Raw genomic sequence first — 20649 nt, forward strand, 5'->3', positions numbered from 1 at the left:
CCTGATCTGTTCATCTCTGAATGTAAGCCAGCAGCATTGGTGATATAAGATCTTCAATTTGAGATAAGGTGGTGAGGATAAATCACGAATGTCACGCCCTAGCCTGAACGATCTTGCCGCCTTTGCCGCGGTGGCCAATCACCAGAGTTTCCGCAGAGCTGCAGACATCATGGGCGTCTCGCGCTCCGCCCTTAGCCACGCGATCATCGGACTCGAGGGAAAAGTGGGAATACGGCTCTTCAACAGGACCACGCGTAGTGTATCGCTGACCCAGGCTGGCGCTCGCCTGCTCGCACGACTGGACCCGGTTCTGCAGGATCTCGATCAAGCACTCGATACCATATCCGAGGAACGCGGTACCCCAAGCGGCTCGCTGCGGATCAATGCGAACAAGAGCGGCGCGCGCATCCTGCTCATCCATGTCGTTCCGCGATTTCTAGATCTCTATCCCGACGTCGAGCTTGATCTGGTTTCGGAAGGTCGGCTCATCGATATCGTGGAGCAGGGCTTCGACGCCGGCATCCGCCTGCTGGAAGCTGTTCCGAAAGACATGGTCGCGGTGAAGTTCGGCGGCGACGTGCGTTTCATCGCCGTGGCAGCGCCATCCTACCTCGAGGGCAGAGCAAGGCCGCACACGCCCGACGACCTTTTCGCGCACCGCTGCATCCGCCAGCGTCTGCCGAGCGGGAAGCGCTATCGCTGGGAGTTCTCAAAACGCGGCGCCGAAGTGGCGATAGACGTCCCAGGCAATCTCACCCTCGATGACAATGATCTTCTCGTGCAGGCGGCGGTAGATGGGCGCGGTATCGCCTATGTGCCCGACTATTTCGCGCAGCCGTTTCTGGCGTCCGGTCAATTGGTGACCGTACTTGATGATTGGTGCCCGCCCACACCGGGGCTGGCGCTCTATTACCCGCGCAGCCGGCACGTTCCGTCACCACTACGAGCCTTCATCGACCTCCTGCGCGAGGTGGACAAGTCACGATAAGGAAGGGGCAGCGATGAATGGCATCTGCCCCTCTGCACTGTCGCGTTCGGGAGGCTTACCCGGTGGGTCACGATGCCGCTGGCTTGCGACGCAAGATCATGCCCCCATGATGCAAAGTGTTGGCATCAACGAAGTCGCCGTCGGCGGTAAAGCCGGTGTCGTCCCAGTACTCGATACGCGTGCCTTCGACTTCGTACCGGCCTTCATAGGCTCGCTCAACTGCGTTCGGGCAGTGTCTAGTTCTTGCTGACTAACCGCATTGTTGGCGCTCAGCTGTTCGTAGCGCTCGAACCTTGCCTTGGCGCTTGGAACGGCCGCTCTCGACCCGCTGCAAGGCAGCCTGGGCACTTCGGTAAGCAGCTTCAAAGGGCCTCGGGTCCAGCCCGTAAAACACCTTGGCAGGACCGAATGTTTCCTGCCAAGGCTCCTTATTGGCTCATTTCGTTTTGGCAGAGACGGCCTTTGCTGCCTGATCGATGGTATCGGCAATGACCGCCGGCTGCGTCATAAACAGGGCATGGCTTGCCGACACCTTGGTGATCCTGGCGTTGATCCGCTCAGCCATATGGATCAACATGGCCTGGTCGAAAGCCTTGTCTTCGGTTGCGATGACAGCCCAACTGGGCTTGGTGCGCCAGGCTGCATGTTCGAGCTTCGTACCGAACGCCGACATGTTGATCGGAACTTGGGCATCCCGCATGAATGCCACATCCGCATCACTGACGTCGTGCGCAAAGCCAGCCTTGAACTTTTCCGGGCTGACATAGCCGAAACCATCCTTCGTGATCTCGATAACGAACTCGGACGCGGGCGCAAATCCCTCGTATTGCTGAGCGGTCGTCTCGCCAGCATCGGGAGAAAGTGCCGAGACATAGACGAGGCCCGCAACCTTGGGATCGATGCCGGCTTCCGTGATTACGGTTCCGCCCCAGGAATGTCCGACGAGGATGACAGGACCAACTTGCCGCTCAAGCGCGCGTCTCGTGGTGGCAACATCGTCTGCAAGCGACGTCAGGGGGTTTTGCACGATGGTAACGCGATAGCCGCGCTTCGTCAGGTTGTCGTAAACACCCTTCCAGCCGGACCCGTCCGCAAATGCACCATGAACCAGAACGACGTTTCTGACGGTTTGGTCCTGTGGCAGCGCGTCAGCAGCGATTGCCTGCAAGGCGGCGGACAGGGAGGCTGCAGCTGCGATCGCGGTAATGGATATTTTGCTTGTCATGGCGTGCTCCTTTTATTTTCGCAATAACAATTATCGCGATAACATTAAGCTTTCATATTTGCCGATGCTCGTCAACATTTTTCTTATCGCGATATTGGTTTTTGCGATAAGTTAATTTATAAAGATCCTCATAGGAGTTCGAAATGTCCCAACGCCACAATGATCCCCCGCCCCTGCGCGACCAGCTGTGCTACGCTGTTTATACAGCGGGCATTGCAATCCAGCGCGCCTACAAGCCGCTCCTCGACGAGCTTGGGTTGACATACCCGCAATATCTCGTCTTGAACGTCCTTTGGGCGCAAGACGATCAGACGGTCGTGTCGATCGCCGACCAGCTTGCTCTGGACTCCAGCACCTTGACGCCTCTTTTGAAGCGTCTCGAAGCCGCCGGGCTTGTGTGCCGGACCCGCAATCTGAGCAACGAACGTCAAGTTCTGGTAGCATTGACAGACCAGGGTCGCACCTTACAGCACAAGGCGGGATGCCTCAGCGACACTTTGCTTGCAGCCTCGACCCAAACGCCCCCGCAACTCGCTGCCTTGAACCAAGACGTACGGTATCTGCGCGACGCGATCTATTCGCAGATCGGCGGGTGGAAACCACCCGCCTGATCCGCAATGGTCTACTTCAGCGAGACCACCGTCCAGAACACTGCATCCCCTTACGCGGTCGGGACAGTGCCGCCGTCGATCACATGCTCGGTTCCCGTAATCGACGACGCCCGGTCCGAGGCCAGGAAGGCGATCAGGTCAGCGACCTCCCCAGGCCTGGCCGGTCGTCCGAGCGGTATGCCGCCCAGCGAGTTCATGATCATCTGCACAGCGTCGTCATAGCTGATGCCGGCTTCCTCCGCGATCCGTAGTGCGAGACCGTTGGAGCCCGAATCCGCGATCCAGCCGGGAGAAACCCTCATCACCCGCACGCCCTTGGGAGAAACCTCCTTGGAAAGGCTCTTGCTGTAGGTGTTGAGCGCGCCCTTGGCTGATGCATAGCCGGTAGTCGCCTGGTGCAGCGGAAGAACCCGCTGGATCGACGTCACATGAATGACGACCCCACTTCCCTGCGCGATCATGCCGGGGATGAGAGCACGATCTAGTCGGACAGCCGGGAAGAAGTTGAGGTTGAATTCCTTCTCCCATTCCTCTTCGGTCAATGCCGCAAAGCCGCCGGAAGGTGCCGAAGAGCCGCCTAGCACGTTCACGAGGATATCGAGCCCGCCAAACTCCCGGTGAACAGCGTCGACGACTGTCTGCACACCATCGACGGTGGTCAGGTCGGCTTCGACGAACGCCGCGCCGGAGAAGTCTGCCGGCTTCTTGCGAGCGGTCGCAAGCACGCGTGCGCCAAACTCCTTGAACAGTGCCACGGTTGCTGCGCCAGCACCCGAGGTGCCGCCAGTGACGAGAGTACGACGGCCCTCCAAATTAAGAAACGCGCTCATACGGTGATCTCCAGTTCAGCAACCTTGTCGCCCGCAAGGGTGAAGATAAAACGCAAGTCAATCGGGCTACCCGGGAAGTCGCCCGCAGTGTGCGCAGTGACCTGGGTCTTGCCGTTCTCGACCGTGATCAGAAAAGGCTCGACCGTGTAGCTGTACTGCTGGGCCTCATCAGCCATCCATTCACGGATGGCGTCGCGTCCGCGGTGCGTCTTGCCCTTGTCCTTCACGATGCCGTTCTCGGTGAAGGTGGCAGCAATCGTATCCGGACTGCCTGTCCGGTCTGCCTCGAAATAGGCTTCGATGGCCTTCGGTAGTTTGATCGTCATTCGCTTCTCCATTCCTTCTCGCGGCCTCATTGGCGACCGTTCGACCTCCGTCTGAGATCGACTGAGTGAAAGGTAGATCATCATCATTGACAGGATAATCCGGACAAACAAGGATGTGGCATTGCGAAAAGAGGGACAATGACGTGACACCGTGACCAGATCCGTTCTTGCTGACCTTGATGCCGTTCTTAGTATCGCCCGCCTCGGATCGTTCCGGGCGGCCGCGCTCGATCTCGGCATTTCCACAACGGCCTTGAGCAATGCCATCGCCAAGCTCGAACAGCGTCTCGGCATCCGCCTGTTCAACCGGACGACACGGAGCGTCTCGCTCACCGATGCGGGAAAGACCTTCGTCGAACGGGTCGGTCCGGCGGTAACGGACATCCACGATGCCATGCTGGCCGCTCAATCCCTTCAGGAGGTCCCGACCGGCACGCTACGCATCAACGCCTTTGCCACGGCAGCCCGCGAGGTGATGGAGCCGCTCATCCTTTCGTTCATACAGCGCTATCCCCAGGTCCATATCGACCTGGTCACCGAGGGACGGATCGTCGATATCGTCGCGGCCGGCTTCGACCTTGGCCTCAGGCCAGCTGATCTCGTCCCGGCCGATATGATCGCCGTGCCTCTGGGCTTGACGCGCAGCAATGCGGTCGTCGCATCGCCGGAATTCCTGCAGACGCATGGAAGGCCTGCTGTTCCGGCCGACCTCTACCGGTTTCGATGCATCCGCGCCCGTCTTCCAAATAACGCGCTGTTCCGATGGAAATTCGAGAGGGATGGGAAAGCCGTCCAAATCGATGTGCAGGGCTCGATCACCCTTGATGAGTCGAGTTTGGTCAGGATCGCGGCGCAGAACGGCGTAGGTCTGGGATACGTTATGGAGGCGGACGTGCGTGAAGATATTGCAGCCGGGCGGCTGATCCGGGTTCTGGAGGACTGGACGCCCGCGTTGGCACCGCTGGCGCTGTATTATCCGGGCAGAAAAAACCCGCCGGCTGCCTTCACCTCGTTCATCCAAGCTGCTCGCGAATTCGCAAAGGGCTGCTAGCTCGGCAGATCGCGTCGTCGATATGGCGTCGTTTGCTGCCACCCGGCCTGAATTCCTGAACAGCTCCTGATGGCCTGTACATTATCTGCAGGCAAATGAGCATTCCATGCGACATAAAAAAGCACCTCAGGTCGCGTGCAAGCACGTAGTGAGCGGCTAACCCGCCCACTGCCAGACCGAGATTGAGACGTCAGTGTTTGTTGCTGGGCTCCCGTGGAGAGAGACGAGGCCCGACTATCCAAGCTGAAAGATGCGTGGCTATAGGAGCGAGGTGCCAAGAAAAATACGCGAAACTACTTTTATCACGCTGGTCGAAAACCGAAACATCTAAATTTCCGACAGGTCAGAGTATCTGCGCACACAAAAAGGCATCAGGGCAGACTGAAATTAATGCTTTTCGAGCCTCCGTTCATCTCTTACGCCTGTGTCGGTAAAGACGAAAGCAGGGACGAGAATGGCAAAGCCGTTTTACTGGAATGAACTGAATACGCTCGATTTTGCGAGCTTGTCCGAAGACCGAACGATCGCGGTCTTGCCAATCGCCTCGACCGAGCAACACGGCCCTCATCTGCCAGTGGCCACCGATGTTGCAATCGCCAACGGCATGTTGGCGGAACTGAAGGTTCTACGACCGGATGATATCGATTTCCTTGTCTTGCCGACGCAGGAAATCGGCAAGGCCAACGAGCATGTCTATGGTCCCGGTACGCTGTCTCTAGGCCCAGAAATCCTCATTCAGACCTGGACGGCGATTGGTACGAAAGTTGCTGAGGCGGGTGTTCGCAAGATGGTGATCGTCAATTCCCATGGTGGCAATGTCGATATCATGAGCATTGTTGCGCGTGAGTTGCGTGTTAAACATCGCATGGCGGTCGTTAGCACTCAGTGGGGCCGCTTCGGCAATCCCGAAGGCATGATCTCTGAGCACGAGCAGAAATTTGGCATTCACGGTGGAGATGTCGAGACATCCTTGATGCTTCATTTTCGACCTGATCTCGTGCGGATGGAACACTCCCAGAATTTCACGTCGAAGGCCGAATGGATGAAAGAACAGTCGCGGCTGCTGCAGCCACTACCGCCCCATTCCCTGGCATGGATTGCCCATGATCTCAATCCGCACGGCGTAGTCGGAAATGCGGCAGCAGGCACCGCAGCCAAGGGCGCGGCCATCTGCCGCCATCAGGTCACAGGCTTCATCGAATTGTTGCGCGACCTTTCCGACTATCCGCTGGACAACCTCTATGTGAAGTGACTGCCCTCGGCTTTGTCCGGTTGGCGCTGTGGCGGCACGTGCCCCCTGGCTTCAAGTTCCGCCACAAGTTCTACCAGTCGCGACAATATAAACTCTACAAAAAGACTTGTAACCGTGTCGAGCGAAGTGCGAGAGCGTGCGAAGAGTTTCATCGGTTGATGCCGGGAATGGGAGCCGGCCAATGGCCGAAAAACAAGTTCCCCGCGCTGGCACTCTGCCTGAACATCGAGCGGATTAAGCAGCGTCAGCCCACTTCCGAGCTTGACCAGCCGCTTGAGCATATCGGACGCGTTGCTTTCCACGACGGGCTGGACAGCGACGGAAAGCGGGGCGAATGCGAGATTGATGACGTTACGAAGACTCGTGCCCGATTGTGCAAGAACTAAAGGCTCCTGGGCGACATCGGCAAGATCGATCGGGCCTTCTCCTGCAAGGCGGTGCCCTGGCGGCATAACGACTCCAATCGGTATATCGAAATTGGCGAGCGTGCGAATACCGGGCGTAGCAGGAATGTTGAAGCCGAGGCCGATATCTACTTCACCAGCTAACACCGGCGAAATCGTGGTCGACGGGCCGTCATTACGCAGATGGACGTGCACCCGCGGATGTTGCGCGATAAAACTCGCGATGATCTCCGGAAGCGGCCCAGCCGAAAGTCCAACCGTCGCAACCATCGAGACCTTGCCAGCTTGCGGTGTCTTGAGCCCGCGAATGCGTGCTTCCATCCGCTCATAGGTTTTGAGCACTTCGCGGATATGCTCGATGCACAATTCTCCCGCTGCCGTTAGCCTCAATCCTCGCGGCATGCGTTCGAAGATGGGCGCACCCAACTCCTCCTCCAACGCCAGAATTTGCCGGTTTATGGCGGATGACGCGACGTTCAATCTGGCAGCGGCCTTGCGGATCGACCCGCATCTGGCGATCTCATCAATGTAACGCAGTTTTCTCGAATGGAGCACGTCGACCGTCCTTTGCTCAATTTTAAGGCGCGCTGCCATTTTCAGCGGCCCAATTGGCGAGCGATGCCGTAAAGGCATCAATGTGCACGAATTTTGATGCTTTTCAAAGATCATGGCAACCGCTCAAATGAAAGAAAGAGAGCTGGCACGCCTACAATGCCGGTTAACAGGGGAACGGATCGAAATGTTCAGATTCACAGATACAAAGAGCTGTCTGGTCGCATTGGGCCTGGGTACTGCAATTTTATACGCACAACCGGCATCGGCGCTTGACGAAGTCAGCTACGGTACCAATTGGCTGGCGCAGGCTGAACATGGCGGCTTCTACCAGGCGGTTGCCGATGGCACCTATGAGCGGCATGGTCTCAAGGTGACGATTGTGCAAGGTGGCCCCAACGCCGCCAATCGCGCTCTGCTGTTCGCCGGAAAGGTCGATTTCTACATGAGCGGCCAATTGGGGGATATGGATGCACGAAAGGAAGGCATTCCCGTCGTTAGTGTCGCCTCCCTCTTCCAGAAGGACCCACAAGTCCTGATGGCCCATCCCGATACTGGCGTGGAGACGTTCGGAGATATGAGCAAGCTCACCACTGTATTCATGGGCAAGGAAGGGTTTGCCACCTATTTCGAGTGGATGAAGAAAAATTACCCAGGGTTCAAAGAAGAGCAGTACAAGCCCTACACCTTCAATCCCGCGCCGTTTATTGCCGACAAGCAATCCGCGCAGCAGGGTTACCTGACATCGGAGCCCTATGAAATCGAAAAGCAGACGGGTTGGAAGCCCAAGGTCTTTCTGCTCGCCGACTCGGGATATGCACCTTATTCGACAATGATCACTGCGATGCAAAAGACGGTCGATGAAAAACCCGACATGGTCCAGCGCTTTGTCGATGCCACGCTGGAGGGCTGGTACAACTACCTCTATGGTGACAACAAGGCCGCCAATGATCTAATCAAGAAAGACAATCCGGAGATGACGGACGGCCAGATCGCATACTCTATCGCAAAGATGAAAGAATACGGCATCCTCGAGTCCGGCGAAGCAGCGACGAAGGGTATCGGCTGCATGACGGATGAACGATACAAGGCGTTCTTTGATCAGATGGTGGCGATTGGCGTCGAACCGGCCAACCTCGACTACAAGCAGGCCTATACGACGAAGTTCGTGTGCAAGGGCGTTGGGATGGCTCTCAAGAAATGACATGAAGCCATTGGATCACGTGCTTCACCCATTTGGGTGAGCCGTGGTCATCCCGTTTTTCCGTAATTCGAGACGCACCTGTTCGCCAAGGCCATGCAATGACATTACCGCCAGTTTCGAAAATGCCAGCCAGTAAAGAAGGCCGCAAGCGGCCGCTGGTCAGCATGCAGGACGTATCAAAACAATTTTCGAACGGAACGCTGGCGCTGTCAGGCGTGTCAATGACCATTGAGAATGGCGAGTTCGTCAGCCTGCTTGGACCTTCCGGCTGTGGAAAGTCTACGGCCTTGCGGATCATCGCAGGTCTCGGAAGTGCCACATCAGGCAGGATCGATTGGCCGAGTTCGCGCATCAATTCCAAAGGCCTGCCGGATGGCGACATCTCTTTCGTCTTCCAGGAACCTACACTGATGCCCTGGCAGACGGTGTTCGGCAACGTCCATCTGCCATTGAAGCTGAAAGGCATTTCCAAAAATGCTGCCAAGGACGACGTAGCCAAAGCGCTTGAAACCGTTGGGCTGAGCGATTTTGCAGATGCTTACCCACGCGAATTGTCCGGCGGCATGAAGATGCGTACTTCGATCGCGCGCGCGCTCGTCACGAAACCAAAATTGTTGCTGATGGACGAGCCATTCGCCGCGCTTGATGAGATCACCCGGCAAAAGCTGAATGACGACGTGCTGCGCCTGTGGAAGCAGACCGGCATAGCCGTCGTCTTCGTTACCCATTCGGTTTTTGAAAGCGCTTACCTGTCCAATCGGATCGTAATCATGCGGCCAAGACCGGGCCGCGTTCATGCGGACTTTCCACTCGTCACAAGTCTGGAACGAGACGCCCATTATCGCACCTCGGAAGAGTATCGGCAGGCTTGCGAAAAGGTGTCCAACATGCTGATCGAAGCTATGGACGGTGGAGGACACTCATGATTATCAACCGCGACATGGCTTTACGCCTCACAATACCCATCGCCGTGGTAATCGCGATGATCCTGATATGGCAAGCCATCATCAGCGCCTCTGCAATTCCGCAATACATTCTGCCCGGCCCGATTGCTGTGGGAAAATCGCTTTATAACGACTGGGGAACTTTGTCCCCCGCCTTGCTGGTGACTACCAAGATTACTCTTCAGGCGCTGGCACTGGCACTGATCGGCGGCGTGGGAATTGCGATCATTCTCGTGCAGTCGAAATGGATCGAGATCGCGCTTTATCCGATCACGGTCATTCTTCAGGTCACACCCATCGTGGCCATCGCACCCCTGATCCTCATTTACACGCCGACGACCCAGATCGCTCTGCTGATCTGCGCCTTTCTCGTCGCGTTCTTTCCGATCCTGTCGAACATGGCGCAGGGTCTGAAAAGTGTTGATCATAATCTATTGAACCTGTTCGACCTCTACGGCGCCTCACGCTGGCAAACGTTGATCCACCTCAAACTGCCATCAGCGCAGCCCTACTTCATGACCGGTCTGCGAATTGGCGGCGGCCTTGCGCTGATCGCAGCTGTCGTCGCCGAATTTGCAGCGGGTTCGGCAGGCGCCGGGTCGGGCCTCGCGTTCCGCCTTCTGGAGGCGCAATATCGGCTGAACATTCCAAGACTGTTCGCTGCACTGGTGCTGTTATCGCTGCTCGGCGTCGTCATCTTCTGCATAACCTCTTTTATTTCCTGGTTTTTCCTGCACCGGTGGCACGAGAGCAGCCTGAAGAGAGAAAATTGATGACAAATGGATTTATGGCGCTGCCGCAAGCGGATCGTTTTGCTCTCAGGAATGCCACATTACCTTCCGTGACGGTCGAAGGGTTTCAAGGTCAGGCGAAGGATGGCCTTGTTTGCGCAGACATCGTGATTGCCGACGGCAAGATCGAGGTAGTTTTACCGGCGGGCGATACCCCCTCTGACATGCCGCAGGCCGACCTTCGCGACGGCATGGTCTTCCCGTGTTTTATCGATATGCACACCCATTTGGACAAAGGACATGTATGGGATCGCAGGCCGAACCCCGATGGTACGTTCATGGGCGCCCTCGACAATGTGCGCGCCGACCGCGTGGTTCACTGGTCGCATGACGATATTCGTGCGCGCATGGAGTTTTCACTGAAGGCAGCTTACGCGCATGGCACGAAGTTGATCCGAACGCATCTGGACAGCATTCCCCCGCAGACGGATATCTCCTTTCCCCTGTTTGCTGAGGTTCAACAGGAGTGGAAAGATCGCATCGCCCTGCAGGCAGTCGCCTTGTTGCCACTGGAGAGCGTGCTCGACAAACCGGTTTTCGACGGCGTCGTCGCCACCACCAGAAAATACGGTGGTCTGCTGGGCGGCGCGACGCGCCTCCTGCCGGATTTGGATAAAATCCTCGACATCCTGTTTCGCAGTGCTGCCGATAATGGCCTCGATATCGATCTGCATGTCGATGAGACAGAGGATCGCGAGGTCCTGACGCTGGAGGCCATTGCCGACGCTAAACTTCGTCTCGGCTTTGAGGGTTCCGTCGTCGTCGGTCATTGCTGCTCGCTGGCGCGTCAAGATGATGACACGGTAAAGCGTGTCATCGACAAGGTCGCCAAGGCGAACATCTCGGTCGTGTCATTGCCCATGTGCAATATGTATCTTCAGGACCGCCATGCGGGCCGCACCCCGCGCTGGCGTGGCGCAACCTTGTTCAAAGAACTCTCAAGCGCCGGTGTGGCCATTGCCGTCGCTTCCGATAACACTCGCGATCCATTCTATGCCTATGGCGACCTCGACTGCGTCGAGGTGCTGCGAGAAGCGGTGCGCATTCTCCATCTCGACCATCCGATCGATGGCGTTGCGCGCGTCGTGACCACGACACCTGCCGACATCCTGGGTCGACGGGATGTTGGCCGCATCGGTGCTGGCCTTCCCGCCGATCTGGTCCTGTTTACGGCTCGCCGTTGGAGCGAATTTCTATCCCGTCCGCAGGGAGACCGCATCGTGATGCGCAATGGCAAGGGCATCGACAGCCGCCTACCGGACTACCGAGACCTAGATCCCATTCTTATGAAAGAGTGACATATGGCCGACTATGCGCAGATCAAGAAAGAACTTGAAGGCATTGCAACGGAAGACAATCCTGCCCTCGTACGCCAGAAAAGTCGGGATTTTTACTGGTATTCCCCCGTTCTGAAACGGCAGCTCGACAATGTAACCGCCGACCTGATCGTTTCACCGAAATCGGTAGAGGAGATCATCCAGACGCTGAAGGTTGCCTACGCCCATTCCGTACCCGTGACGCCGCGCGGCGCCGGTACCGGCAATTACGGCCAGGCCATGCCGCTTTCAGGTGGTATCGTCCTCAATCTCATCAATATGAATGCGGTCAAGGAAATCCATCGCGGCCGCGTCATCGCAGAACCTGGCATTGTCATCGCTGAGCTGGATCGCCAGACAAGAGCGCATTCCAATCAGGAACTGCGCTTCCACCCGTCCACTGCCCAATCGGCAACGATCGGCGGCTTTATCGCTGGAGGTTCCGGCGGTGTCGGGTCCATCCATTGGGGTGGGTTGCGTGACCTGGGTAACATCCTTCGCTTGCGCGTCGTCACCATGGAAGCCGAACCCCGGGTGCTTGATCTTACAGCCTGGGACCTCCAAAAAGTGACCCATGCCTATGGCACAAACGGGATTATCGTCGAAGTGGAGATGCCGTTGGCCCCGGCCTATGACTGGGTGGACGTTCTCGTCGGCTACGACGACTACATGGACGCGGTCCGGCTTGGCGATGCGGTTGCCCATAAAAACGGTATTCTGGTAAAGGAAATTGCGCCGATTGCGGCACCCATCCCCTATGATTATTTTCCGCGACACAAACCGTTCATTCGCGATCGGGGCCAGTCGATCTGCGTGTTCATGGTCGCACCCCAATCCATGGATGCCTTTGCCGCTTTCACCGAACGGCAACGCGGCGAAATCCTGTTCCGCTCCGACAAGGTTGAAAGCATGAAAGGCATCCCTCATGCCTATGAACTCGCTTGGAACCACACAACGCTGCGCGCCCTGAAGGTTGACCCGAGCTTCACTTATCTTCAGGTGCAATATCCGGGTCCCGATCACGTCGCCAAAGTTCAAAAGATGACCGAAATTTTCGGCGATGAAGTTCCGGGGCACCTTGAGTTCCTCAAGTTCGACGGTCGCATCCAATGCTCCGGCCTACCGCTCGTGCGCTTCACCACGGAGGAACGGCTGGAGGAGATAATAAAGATCCATCAGGACAACGGCTGCCCGATTTTCAATCCACACCGCTACACGCTGGAAGAAGGTGGGATGAAGCAGACGGACACGGTTCAGCTCGCCTTTAAAAAGGAGACCGATCCTAACGGCCTGCTCAATCCTGGCAAGATGATCGCTTGGGAAAATCCCGACTTCGACTTCAAAAGCGGTAAGAACTATCTCTTCCCCGGTTTGGCAGAAGCGGGTGGTTGATGAAGATTTTGCTCCTCCACTCTCACCCGGTTGAATCAAGCTTCGGCTCGGCCTTGCATGTCGAGGCCCTTCACACCCTGCGCAAGGCGGGACATCAGGTGGACGATTGTGATCTTTACGCGGAAAACTTTGATCCTGTGCTGACACGCGATGAGCGCCTTGGTTACCACATCGTGCCAACGAATATCGAGCCGGTGCGCTCATATGTCGAACGGTTGCGCGCCGCCGATGCGCTGGTGATTGTGACACCCGTCTGGAACTTCGGATGGCCAGCTATTCTTAAAGGCTATTTTGATCGCGTCTGGCTGCCGGGTGTCACCTTCGATATGGATGAAGGCGACCGGGGTAAACTCACCCGCAAGCTGACCAACATCAAGAAAATCGTTGTGGTGACGACCTATGGGGGAAATCGCTGGCGTGCTTTGCTTGCTGGCGACCCGCCTCGCAAGATGGCGACGCGCGTGCTGCGCGCGGTCGCCAGACCGGCAAGGGGCGTCACCTATCTCGCGCATTATGACATGAATAACTGCACTGTTCAGACCCGCACCAGATTTCTGGCACAAGTTCGTGCGGAAATGCAGCGTCTCTAGAAAATGCGTTAAAAATTATGACCTTTTGAACATCCCTTAAACCTTGGCGGCGGTAACCTCTACCTCAACCAGGAATTCCTCGCGAGTGAAGCCGCCAACCACAAGCAAGGTCGAAACCGGCTTAGGATCAAGGGTGAAACGATCACGAACAGCCATATAGGCTGGAAAGTCTTCGCGCTTGGTAACGAAACCGGAGATGCGTATAACATCCGCATATGTCATGCCCGCTTCCTCCAAAATGGCGCCAATCGCCTTGAAGCACAGTTCCGCTTGTGACGAGACGTCTGGTGGGACCCTTTCGTCCGGGCCAATCCCCAGTTGCCCAGATGTGACGAGCAGACTCGCACCGGGCTCCACCAGCAATCCGTGATTATAAGCGCCGAATGGTTGGCGCACGCAGGGAGGATTGAAAACACGCTTCATGTTGCACTTCTTTTGATGATGGTGAGACGAAGCTAGCTCGGCTTATCCCATACTTCAATCCACGTCGGCCCGACGGAAAGCTATAATACTCAATTGGTCGAGTTTGCTATCGAACTGTGGTCGATCGCTTGCGAAAAACAACTATGCATGGCGGATCGTCTTGGCAACATCATAGCGACCGACGAGGTAATTTAAGGTGCACGCCTTGAAGCGGCATTAGGTAGCAAAAGCCACCAGACCTGAAATGGTGTTGCGGCTACCTTGGCTCCGGTGAAAACGGAGCCCCGAATGAATGTAGCGTACGAGTTGAAGCAGAAACGAGCCGCCTTTACTGACAGGCTGCAGCAGCTTGAGAGGGAACGGGGCGACATTCAAGAACTGATAAGAGCGCTGGACCGCGTCATCCTAAGCTACGAGCCCGACTACCAGGCATCTGCGCTGACGGGGCCTGAACAGGGGAAACGCTCTCAGAAGGCCAATCGGTCATCGTCCGAGGTGAAAGCGGCGATGAGCGGCGTAAACAAACGCCAAGCCGTCTTGGAGGTCCTGCGCGAGGCAGGGGAACCGATTTCGGTGACCGACTGCGCCGCGAAGTTTGCAGCCAAGCTCGGCATCGCGAGCGAGCCAGCCAACCTCTCAGACATCGCACACCGCTTGTCGGCGGTCCTGACCCAACTGACGACTGCAGGACGTGTGCGGCAGTCGGGTCAGTTCGACGGTCGGAAGGTTCTATGGGAGGTCGCCGCTTAGCCTTCCCAGATCAGGTCCGGCGGCTTGTTGCCCTGCCAGTATCCGCATAGATAGCGTGACGTCGGGCGACACAGTGCCTTGCCAAGCACCTGGGACGTATGGCCGCGGTTGCTCACCTGGCGACAATCCTCACGCCACGCGAGCTCGGCCACATACCAGTCGAAGTATTTCAACGAAAAACGATGATGGATGCCGACATAGGCACGCTGAACGCGTGAGAAGAAACTCTCGACCTGGTTGGTGTTCGTGCCATCGTCCGTCTGATAGGCCTTTGAGTGGTTGGCGCGCTCCAGCTTGTTCAGACCAGCCAGGTCGTTATAGCTGCCGTGCTCGTCCGAGAATACCGTTGCCTCCCGAGACACGTGATCTCGGACGGCCGCCCAGGCGGCATCGCCGTCCTCGTTTCGGATGATACGGGTGAACGTCTGCCCTCCCAGTCCGCGTTGGCGGATCGCAAGAGCGCACAGCCGCTTCATGTTCTGGTATTTCTTGAGGCGACGATCGATGCGATCCTCGGCCTTGTTTTCAGGACGGATGTGGCCGCCAGCGTACTTGCCGTCAATCTCGACCTCGCCATCGAGTACCATCTCCTCCCTGCGCCATGCGATGGCCTCTCGCAGCTTCATGAGGAGGACCCAGGCGGTCTTGTATTGGACGCCGATCTCGCGCGAGAGCTGGAGCGCAGCCTTGCCTTTCACCGAGTTCGCCGAGAACCAGATGGCGATGAGCATCTTCTTGAAGCTCAGCTTCCGCGCATGAAAGACCGTGCCCGAGGTGACGCTGAACACGGCCTTGCATGTCTTCTCGGCACACTTGAAGCGGTTACGGCTCATCGTGTGGCAGCGCAACATTCCGCACTTGGGGCAGTAAGGCTTGCCCTCCGTCTGGTGCCAGCGCAGGCGCTTAAACCAGTTATAGGCAGTCGTATCCCGCATCTTGGCGAGATCGAGCACCGTCAGCGTTCGGCATTCTGGCGACAGCAAGAAATGCTGGCCCTTGGGCGTGTCGTCGGGGTTCGCCACGGCTCAACCCCTCCGCCATCCGGAGGAAGGCCGGACGTATTTCCAAGCCCCCAACCAAGACACTGACGGTCAACACCTCAGCGTGGGAGCGATGGGCAATGGCGGCGGTGGCGATGAGGGTCATGTTCAGACTCCAGAGGTCGGCGGCAGGCACAGCAGATCGGCGGACGAAAAGGCCGCGGGAGATCAGAGCTGTATTTGTATCATCCTGAACATGATCCAGGTTCTTATCTGGACTTCGCGTCGAGGTCGACCGAAGGAGGTCTAAATGGTTAATTTTGGCGAGAGATCGAAAGCCTTTTGCTGGATATCCGTGCGACCCGCGATTGCTTTCGGCCCATTGCAGGCATGTGGAAATGAATGCCCAGATGTCGGGGCTTTCTTTCCAGAAGCCCATTGGGGCCTGATTTCAAAACTCGAATTCACATTTCGTCAGATGAGGAATGTTCTCCGGGTTGACGCCTATGTCCCGTAGACGTTGCTCAGTAAGACGACGCAGGTGTCGCTTGAGGTAATGCAGTGTCCGCCGCCGGCGCGTTTCATCGTTGAATCGACGCACCAGATCGTGCATTTTTGAATTAAAAAAATTGAGGGTAATTTTGGTCGAGTTCATGCGGCATATTCCCTGCCGTTATCGCGGTGACCTGATATTTCTCGTATAATTGACATACTCGCATATTGAATGCGAGCAGGGAAACGAGTATTCTTGTTCAGAATTTCAAACTTTCTTTGAAGCAAAAATGAGCATAATTCCTGGAATGCGGGCGCTAAGAGCGCTTGATGCCGCGGGGCGACACCTGAACTTCAGTCGAGCGGCCGACGAACTTGGCCTGACCCCGGCGGCGGTCAGCTACCAGATCAAGGAAATCGAGGACCAGCTCGGCCTGTCGCTTTTCAAGCGCACCAATCGCTCGATCCGCATGACGGAGGCTGGATTGATCCTTTGCCGCGCATCCGGTGACGCGCTCGAACTCATGAAGCGTGCCGTCGCGCAGGCCCGCAGGAGCGAGCGCGGCTCCCGCCACCTGAAAATCACCGTCGATCCGGACTTTGCCGTCAAATGGCTGATGCAGCGGCTGAAACGCTTCCGTGGCGCTTGGCCGGAAATCGACCTGCGCTTTGATATCTCCCCCGAGGTGCGCGACTTCGAGCTGGACGACATCGATATCGGCATTCGCTTTGGCACGGGAAACTATCCCGGCCTTTGCGCTGATCGATTGTTTGATGACGTTGTCGTGCCCGTATGCAGTCCTCGGCTACTCGCGTCCGAGAGGCCCATTCGAACGCCGACTGATTTGTTTGATCACACCTTGGTTCATATCGAATGGGAGCGACAGGGTGTCGCGTGGCCGAACTGGTCGACGTGGATGGCGGCTGCCGGTATCGACGCCTTCGACGACAGTCGTACGGTTGCGCTCGCCACCTCATCGGAAATGCTTCAAGCCGCGATCAGCGGGGATGCTGTGGCACTTGTGGACCTGACCACTGTCGCAAACGATCTGGCCGAGGGTAGGCTTGTCCGGCTTTTCGATCTTGGCATCCCGATCCCGTCCGAACTCGCCTATTTCCTCGTGTATCCGCAGGAAACGGCTTCCGATCCCCGTGTCGTCGCCTTTCGCGAATGGATTCTTGACGAGGCAGAACAGATGCCGGGTCAGGAATCGCGAACACCTGCATCCGATGAAAAGGGGCGCGGGACCAGGGAGGCTTAGACAGCCCAAGCCGAGCATCGAATTACCCAACCAGAGGCAGCATGTCCGAAGTATTCACACGCTCTACTCTGAAAAGCGTCACTCTCCGCAATCGCATTGCCGTTCCGCCGATGTAGGCTCCGTAGCAACGCTGTCACTAACCCAATCAACGTCAGCGGCATTCACGGGAATGCTGGCCTGAAATTCCGTTTTGATTCAGAGGAGTAAAGCGCTTTTGGGGGTCTTTGCTACCTAATGCCGCCTTGAAGGGGATCGAAGCTTTGATGCGAGCTGCTGTATTTCTTGCTATCAGCATCTGAGGTTGCGCAACGTTCAGTAAGACTCTGTTTTTGAATCTCTTTCGTGACGCGGCCAGACTACTGCAGACTGGATAAACCCGCGTGTTTGCGTCAAGGCTTTGGCAACAGGTGCTTGGCGTGCTTTTCTGTCCTTGGTCCCAGGACAGAGGACACCATTCGGAACACATGATGAAAAGAAGTGCAGCGGATGGCGAAACGCGCCACGCACGCCGACAGATCCTTCAATCCCGATGGGCAACCAGCTGATCTCGAATTGATCAAGGCGAGCGACCACATCCTGATGCACATCAAATGGTGCTGTCCAATCGGGTCCGGCAGCTTTTCAGGCCGCACGAAGCATATGATACAGCGCCACATTGCAGTGATAGGCTGTAACCGCCCTCCAGGCCAAAGGGCGGTCAACTACGTTCAATCAGATCTCCGAAGATTTACGGCGACAGCTCTTCGAGAACTTTACCCCTGGTTTCAACTGCAAACAGCATCGTGACGATCGCACCGACAACCAAGATCACGGCGAAGGTCGCAAACACATATTGTATCCCGAAGGATGACATTACGACGCCCACAAGCATCGGGCCGGCGGAGGAACCGAGACGCAACCAGGCGCTGCCGGCGCCCGTGCCAATTGCGCGCATACGGGTCGGGTAGATCTCTGCCGAATAGAGATACAGTGAGAACGTCACGGTCTGGACTATGGCATAGGCAAGACCTGCCAGAATCAGCACCTGCATGGGCGAAGTCGCACCAAGCCAAGCCAGAATTACGAGCGGTACAGGAGCCAGAAGCAGGGCCCCCGCATACCAACGCTTGCGACCGACCTTATCGATCAGCAGTGCGCAAATGACGGCAGCGACCACGCCTGCCGCGGATGTCATGAAGCCATACAGAATGCTTGTCTCGAGCGGCAGATTGAAGGTCTGGCGATAGAGCGTCGGCAGCCAGGTGATCGTTCCGTTCGCCACCATGTAGGCGCAGAACCACATCGCCCAGATCGACAGGGTGCGTTTCAGATAGATTCCCTGGAACAGTTCCTTCCAGTCGGATGTACGCTTGACAGGCGTTGCGATGATCCGTGGCTCGGGAAGCTCCTTCCCGGAGGCTCGAGCGCTTTCTTCCATACGTGTTACTATAGCGTTGGCCTCATCATACCGGCCGGTTGCCGCCAGCCAGCGCGGGGATTCTTTCAGAAACCACCGCAGCGGAATCATCAGGATCGCGGGCACCAGACCCACGACGAACATTGCTTTCCAGCCGTAGACTGGAACCATGAAGTAGCCGATCAGACCGGCGCCAACGAGGCCGAGCAGGAACATGACTTCATAGAGCAGGAAAAAGCGACCGCGACCTTTCGAGCCGATCAACTCGTTAATGTATGCACTGGCGACAGGTACTTCCCCGCCGGTGCCTATCCCCTGTACGAAGCGGAACGCCATCATCATGCCGGCGCCCGCAGCGAAAAGGCAGGCAACATCCATGCTGACAAACAACAGAATGGTGAACAGCAGGACTTTCAGCCGACCGATCTTTTCCGCGAGCCAGCCGAACAGGATGGCGCCAATGAGTTGCCCAAGGTATCCCATCGACAGGATCATGCCCGTCTGGGATGGGCTGAGCCCCCATTCCCGGACGAGAACCGGCATCGCATAGGCAATGGCAATCACCGTATAACCATCGAAGAAGGTTGCGGCCCCCACAATATTGCGGGCCCAGAATACTTCTCTTGTGATAGGAAGGCGCTCCAGACGGGCGCTGATGTCGGCCTGCGGATCGGCAACAGCCGTCGCGTCAGCCCGTAATGGCTGCATGATATTCATGATTTCCTCCTCGACCCGCCGCCTATCTCTCTCCCGGCTACGGATGTGCTTCGTCGTCGTTGCTACGGTGTTTCTGTTTTCCTGTCAGAGATAAAATTGTATCGGCATCACCCGGCTTTTGCGTTCGACGCCCGGTCATGAGGCTTGCCGCCCAACGCGATCGCGCGGGGCGGCAAAAGGTTACTCGGCGGCCAGCAACTGCTCGACCCGGCCAATGCCCGCGGCATCGAAGGCCGCGAAGATTTCCTGTTCCGCCTTTTCGCCGAGGTTTTTCAACGGTTCGCGGATCGTCGCATGATCAAGGACCCCGCGGTGGACCAGGCCGAGTTTGAGAGCGACAGTGCCTTCCATATGTGAGCCGCGGTGGTAGACCGCACGGGTTACCGGCAGCAATTGTTCGAAGATCTTGCGCGCTTGCGGATAGTCCTGTGCCTTGCCAGCCTTGATCAGGTCGATCAGAAGCTCAGGCGCGATGTTACCATAGCCGACGAGCAGACCGTCGACGTCAAACATCGTCGGCAGCAGCCACTCGTCATGGCAACTGAGGACCTGCAGGTTCGGATTGGCCTTCTTCAGTTCCGGGACTTCCACATACCAGCGCTTCATGTTGCGTACGCCGTTCTTCGTCGCAACGACGCCGGGCTGGGTCGCGATTGCCAGCTGCGTGTCAAGGTCATAGGACGCCTTGGTCACGTCAGGATACTGGAACAGGATTTCCTGCAGGCCGGACTCTTCCCAGATCGCCTTGTAGCGGTCCTGCGGAGCACCTTTCTGGAAACCAAAACGAAGCCAGCCATGGTTTGGATAAACGAGCGCACCGGTGGCGCCGGCAGCCTTGCACTTCTTGGCCTCCGCAGCAGCCACGCGGGTTCCTTCACCGGTAATACCGGCAATGATGGGGAGAGCACCGCCAACGGCATCGACGTAAACGCGGATGAGTTCGAGGCGTTCGTCTTCGGTCAGGAACGTGCCTTCGCCGGCATGGCCGAGTATGACAAGGCTCTTTACGCCTTCCATCGAGGCGAGCCACTTGGCGATTTTGGCATTGGCTGCGTAGTCGACCTCGCCATCCCGCGTGAAAGCAGTGACGGGTGCCGGGCTGAGGCCGCGAAGGTCCATGGGTTGCATCTGATTTCTCCTCCTTATCAGCTGC

The 20649-nt window shown here is 57.0% G+C and carries 21 protein-coding genes and 1 pseudogene; 12 read left to right on the top strand and 10 right to left on the bottom strand.

Annotated features, from left to right (window positions below):
• The first annotated feature begins 88 nt into the window (after positions 1 to 88).
• On the top strand, positions 89 to 988 hold the full coding sequence (locus V6S97_RS26675; protein WP_334428090.1) for a LysR family transcriptional regulator: 900 nt from the start codon (positions 89 to 91) through the stop codon (positions 986 to 988).
• Positions 989 to 1055: 67 nt separating this feature from the next.
• Here the strand turns inward: V6S97_RS26675 and V6S97_RS26680 are convergent.
• Positions 1056 to 1205, bottom strand: a pseudogene (locus V6S97_RS26680) (Atu4866 domain-containing protein); the annotation flags it as partial.
• Positions 1206 to 1424: 219 nt separating this feature from the next.
• A complete protein-coding gene (locus tag V6S97_RS26685; RefSeq protein WP_223569134.1) occupies positions 1425 to 2213 on the bottom strand; it encodes an alpha/beta fold hydrolase in 789 nt (262 codons plus the stop codon).
• A 143-nt stretch (positions 2214 to 2356) separates the two neighbouring features.
• On the opposite strand from V6S97_RS26685, the gene V6S97_RS26690 reads away from it, so the two are divergent.
• Entirely contained in the window at positions 2357 to 2824 is a 468-nt protein-coding gene (locus V6S97_RS26690; RefSeq protein WP_334428091.1) for a MarR family winged helix-turn-helix transcriptional regulator, read from the top strand.
• A 50-nt stretch (positions 2825 to 2874) separates the two neighbouring features.
• Here the strand turns inward: V6S97_RS26690 and V6S97_RS26695 are convergent, their stop codons facing one another.
• On the bottom strand, positions 2875 to 3654 hold the full coding sequence (locus tag V6S97_RS26695) for an SDR family oxidoreductase (RefSeq protein ID WP_334428092.1): 780 nt from the start codon (positions 3652 to 3654) through the stop codon (positions 2875 to 2877).
• Positions 3651 to 3980, bottom strand: coding sequence for a nuclear transport factor 2 family protein (locus V6S97_RS26700; RefSeq protein WP_334428093.1), 330 nt, complete (start codon positions 3978 to 3980; stop codon positions 3651 to 3653). Before V6S97_RS26700 ends, V6S97_RS26695 begins: the two co-directional genes overlap by 4 nt.
• Before the next feature lie 151 nt (positions 3981 to 4131).
• Here V6S97_RS26700 and V6S97_RS26705 point away from each other — a divergent pair, with 151 nt between their 5' ends.
• Together V6S97_RS26705 and V6S97_RS26710 are read left to right on the top strand one after the other, a co-directional pair.
• Positions 4132 to 5031, top strand: coding sequence for a LysR family transcriptional regulator (locus V6S97_RS26705; protein WP_060726629.1), 900 nt, complete (start codon positions 4132 to 4134; stop codon positions 5029 to 5031).
• Between the two features lie 454 nt (positions 5032 to 5485).
• The gene (locus V6S97_RS26710) at positions 5486 to 6283 is read left to right on the top strand and encodes a creatininase family protein (protein ID WP_060726628.1); all 798 of its coding nucleotides are present in this window, start codon (positions 5486 to 5488) and stop codon (positions 6281 to 6283) included.
• Here the strand turns inward: V6S97_RS26710 and V6S97_RS26715 are convergent.
• Positions 6271 to 7242 carry a LysR family transcriptional regulator gene (locus V6S97_RS26715; RefSeq protein WP_060726668.1) on the bottom strand — a complete coding sequence of 324 codons (972 nt, stop codon included), beginning with the start codon at positions 7240 to 7242 and terminating at the stop codon, positions 6271 to 6273. The genes V6S97_RS26710 and V6S97_RS26715 overlap by 13 nt on opposite strands.
• Before the next feature lie 184 nt (positions 7243 to 7426).
• On the opposite strand from V6S97_RS26715, the gene V6S97_RS26720 reads away from it, so the two are divergent.
• The 6 genes from V6S97_RS26720 (at position 7427) to V6S97_RS26745 (ending at position 13476) form a co-directional block, all read left to right on the top strand.
• On the top strand, positions 7427 to 8443 hold the full coding sequence (locus V6S97_RS26720; protein ID WP_080865175.1) for an ABC transporter substrate-binding protein: 1017 nt from the start codon (positions 7427 to 7429) through the stop codon (positions 8441 to 8443).
• Positions 8444 to 8565: 122 nt separating this feature from the next.
• Positions 8566 to 9369 carry an ABC transporter ATP-binding protein gene (locus V6S97_RS26725; RefSeq protein ID WP_139786297.1) on the top strand — a complete coding sequence of 268 codons (804 nt, stop codon included), beginning with the start codon at positions 8566 to 8568 and terminating at the stop codon, positions 9367 to 9369.
• Positions 9366 to 10160, top strand: a complete 795-nt coding sequence (locus tag V6S97_RS26730) for an ABC transporter permease (protein ID WP_060726625.1) — start codon at positions 9366 to 9368, stop codon at positions 10158 to 10160. The genes V6S97_RS26725 and V6S97_RS26730 overlap by 4 nt, the downstream gene beginning before the upstream one ends.
• Complete coding sequence (locus V6S97_RS26735) at positions 10160 to 11476, top strand: cytosine deaminase (protein ID WP_060726624.1); 1317 nt, start codon at positions 10160 to 10162, stop codon at positions 11474 to 11476. The genes V6S97_RS26730 and V6S97_RS26735 overlap by 1 nt, the downstream gene beginning before the upstream one ends.
• Before the next feature lie 3 nt (positions 11477 to 11479).
• The gene (locus V6S97_RS26740) at positions 11480 to 12886 is read left to right on the top strand and encodes an FAD-binding oxidoreductase (RefSeq protein WP_183229542.1); all 1407 of its coding nucleotides are present in this window, start codon (positions 11480 to 11482) and stop codon (positions 12884 to 12886) included.
• Positions 12886 to 13476, top strand: coding sequence for an NAD(P)H-dependent oxidoreductase (locus V6S97_RS26745; RefSeq protein ID WP_060726622.1), 591 nt, complete (start codon positions 12886 to 12888; stop codon positions 13474 to 13476). Before V6S97_RS26740 ends, V6S97_RS26745 begins: the two co-directional genes overlap by 1 nt.
• A gap of 36 nt (positions 13477 to 13512) precedes the next feature.
• Here V6S97_RS26745 and V6S97_RS26750 read toward each other — a convergent pair whose 3' ends face one another.
• Positions 13513 to 13899: a RidA family protein gene (locus tag V6S97_RS26750; RefSeq protein WP_060726621.1), complete on the bottom strand. Its 387-nt coding sequence runs from the start codon at positions 13897 to 13899 to the stop codon at positions 13513 to 13515.
• Positions 13900 to 14187: 288 nt separating this feature from the next.
• Between V6S97_RS26750 and V6S97_RS26755 the strand changes: the two genes are divergently transcribed.
• Positions 14188 to 14649: a hypothetical protein gene (locus V6S97_RS26755; protein ID WP_334428096.1), complete on the top strand. Its 462-nt coding sequence runs from the start codon at positions 14188 to 14190 to the stop codon at positions 14647 to 14649.
• Here V6S97_RS26755 and V6S97_RS26760 read toward each other — a convergent pair.
• Together V6S97_RS26760 and V6S97_RS26765 are read right to left on the bottom strand one after the other, a co-directional pair.
• Entirely contained in the window at positions 14646 to 15671 is a 1026-nt protein-coding gene (locus V6S97_RS26760; protein ID WP_334428097.1) for an IS1595 family transposase, read from the bottom strand. The two genes, V6S97_RS26755 and V6S97_RS26760, sit on opposite strands and share 4 nt — an antisense overlap.
• Positions 15672 to 16080: 409 nt before the next feature.
• Positions 16081 to 16284, bottom strand: coding sequence for a DUF1127 domain-containing protein (locus V6S97_RS26765; RefSeq protein WP_334428098.1), 204 nt, complete (start codon positions 16282 to 16284; stop codon positions 16081 to 16083).
• Positions 16285 to 16411: 127 nt separating this feature from the next.
• Between V6S97_RS26765 and gcvA the strand changes: the two genes are divergently transcribed.
• Entirely contained in the window at positions 16412 to 17383 is a 972-nt protein-coding gene (gene gcvA, locus V6S97_RS26770; RefSeq protein WP_334428106.1) for a transcriptional regulator GcvA, read from the top strand.
• Between the two features lie 727 nt (positions 17384 to 18110).
• Here the strand turns inward: gcvA and V6S97_RS26775 are convergent.
• Both V6S97_RS26775 and V6S97_RS26780 read right to left on the bottom strand, forming a co-directional pair.
• A complete protein-coding gene (locus V6S97_RS26775; RefSeq protein WP_060726620.1) occupies positions 18111 to 19496 on the bottom strand; it encodes an MFS transporter in 1386 nt (461 codons plus the stop codon).
• A gap of 180 nt (positions 19497 to 19676) precedes the next feature.
• Complete coding sequence (locus V6S97_RS26780; RefSeq protein ID WP_334428099.1) at positions 19677 to 20624, bottom strand: dihydrodipicolinate synthase family protein; 948 nt, start codon at positions 20622 to 20624, stop codon at positions 19677 to 19679.
• Between the last annotated feature and the right edge of the window lie 25 nt (positions 20625 to 20649).

It is taken from the genome of Agrobacterium sp. CCNWLW155, from assembly GCF_036888815.1.
GTDB classification, from domain to species: domain Bacteria; phylum Pseudomonadota; class Alphaproteobacteria; order Rhizobiales; family Rhizobiaceae; genus Agrobacterium; species Agrobacterium radiobacter.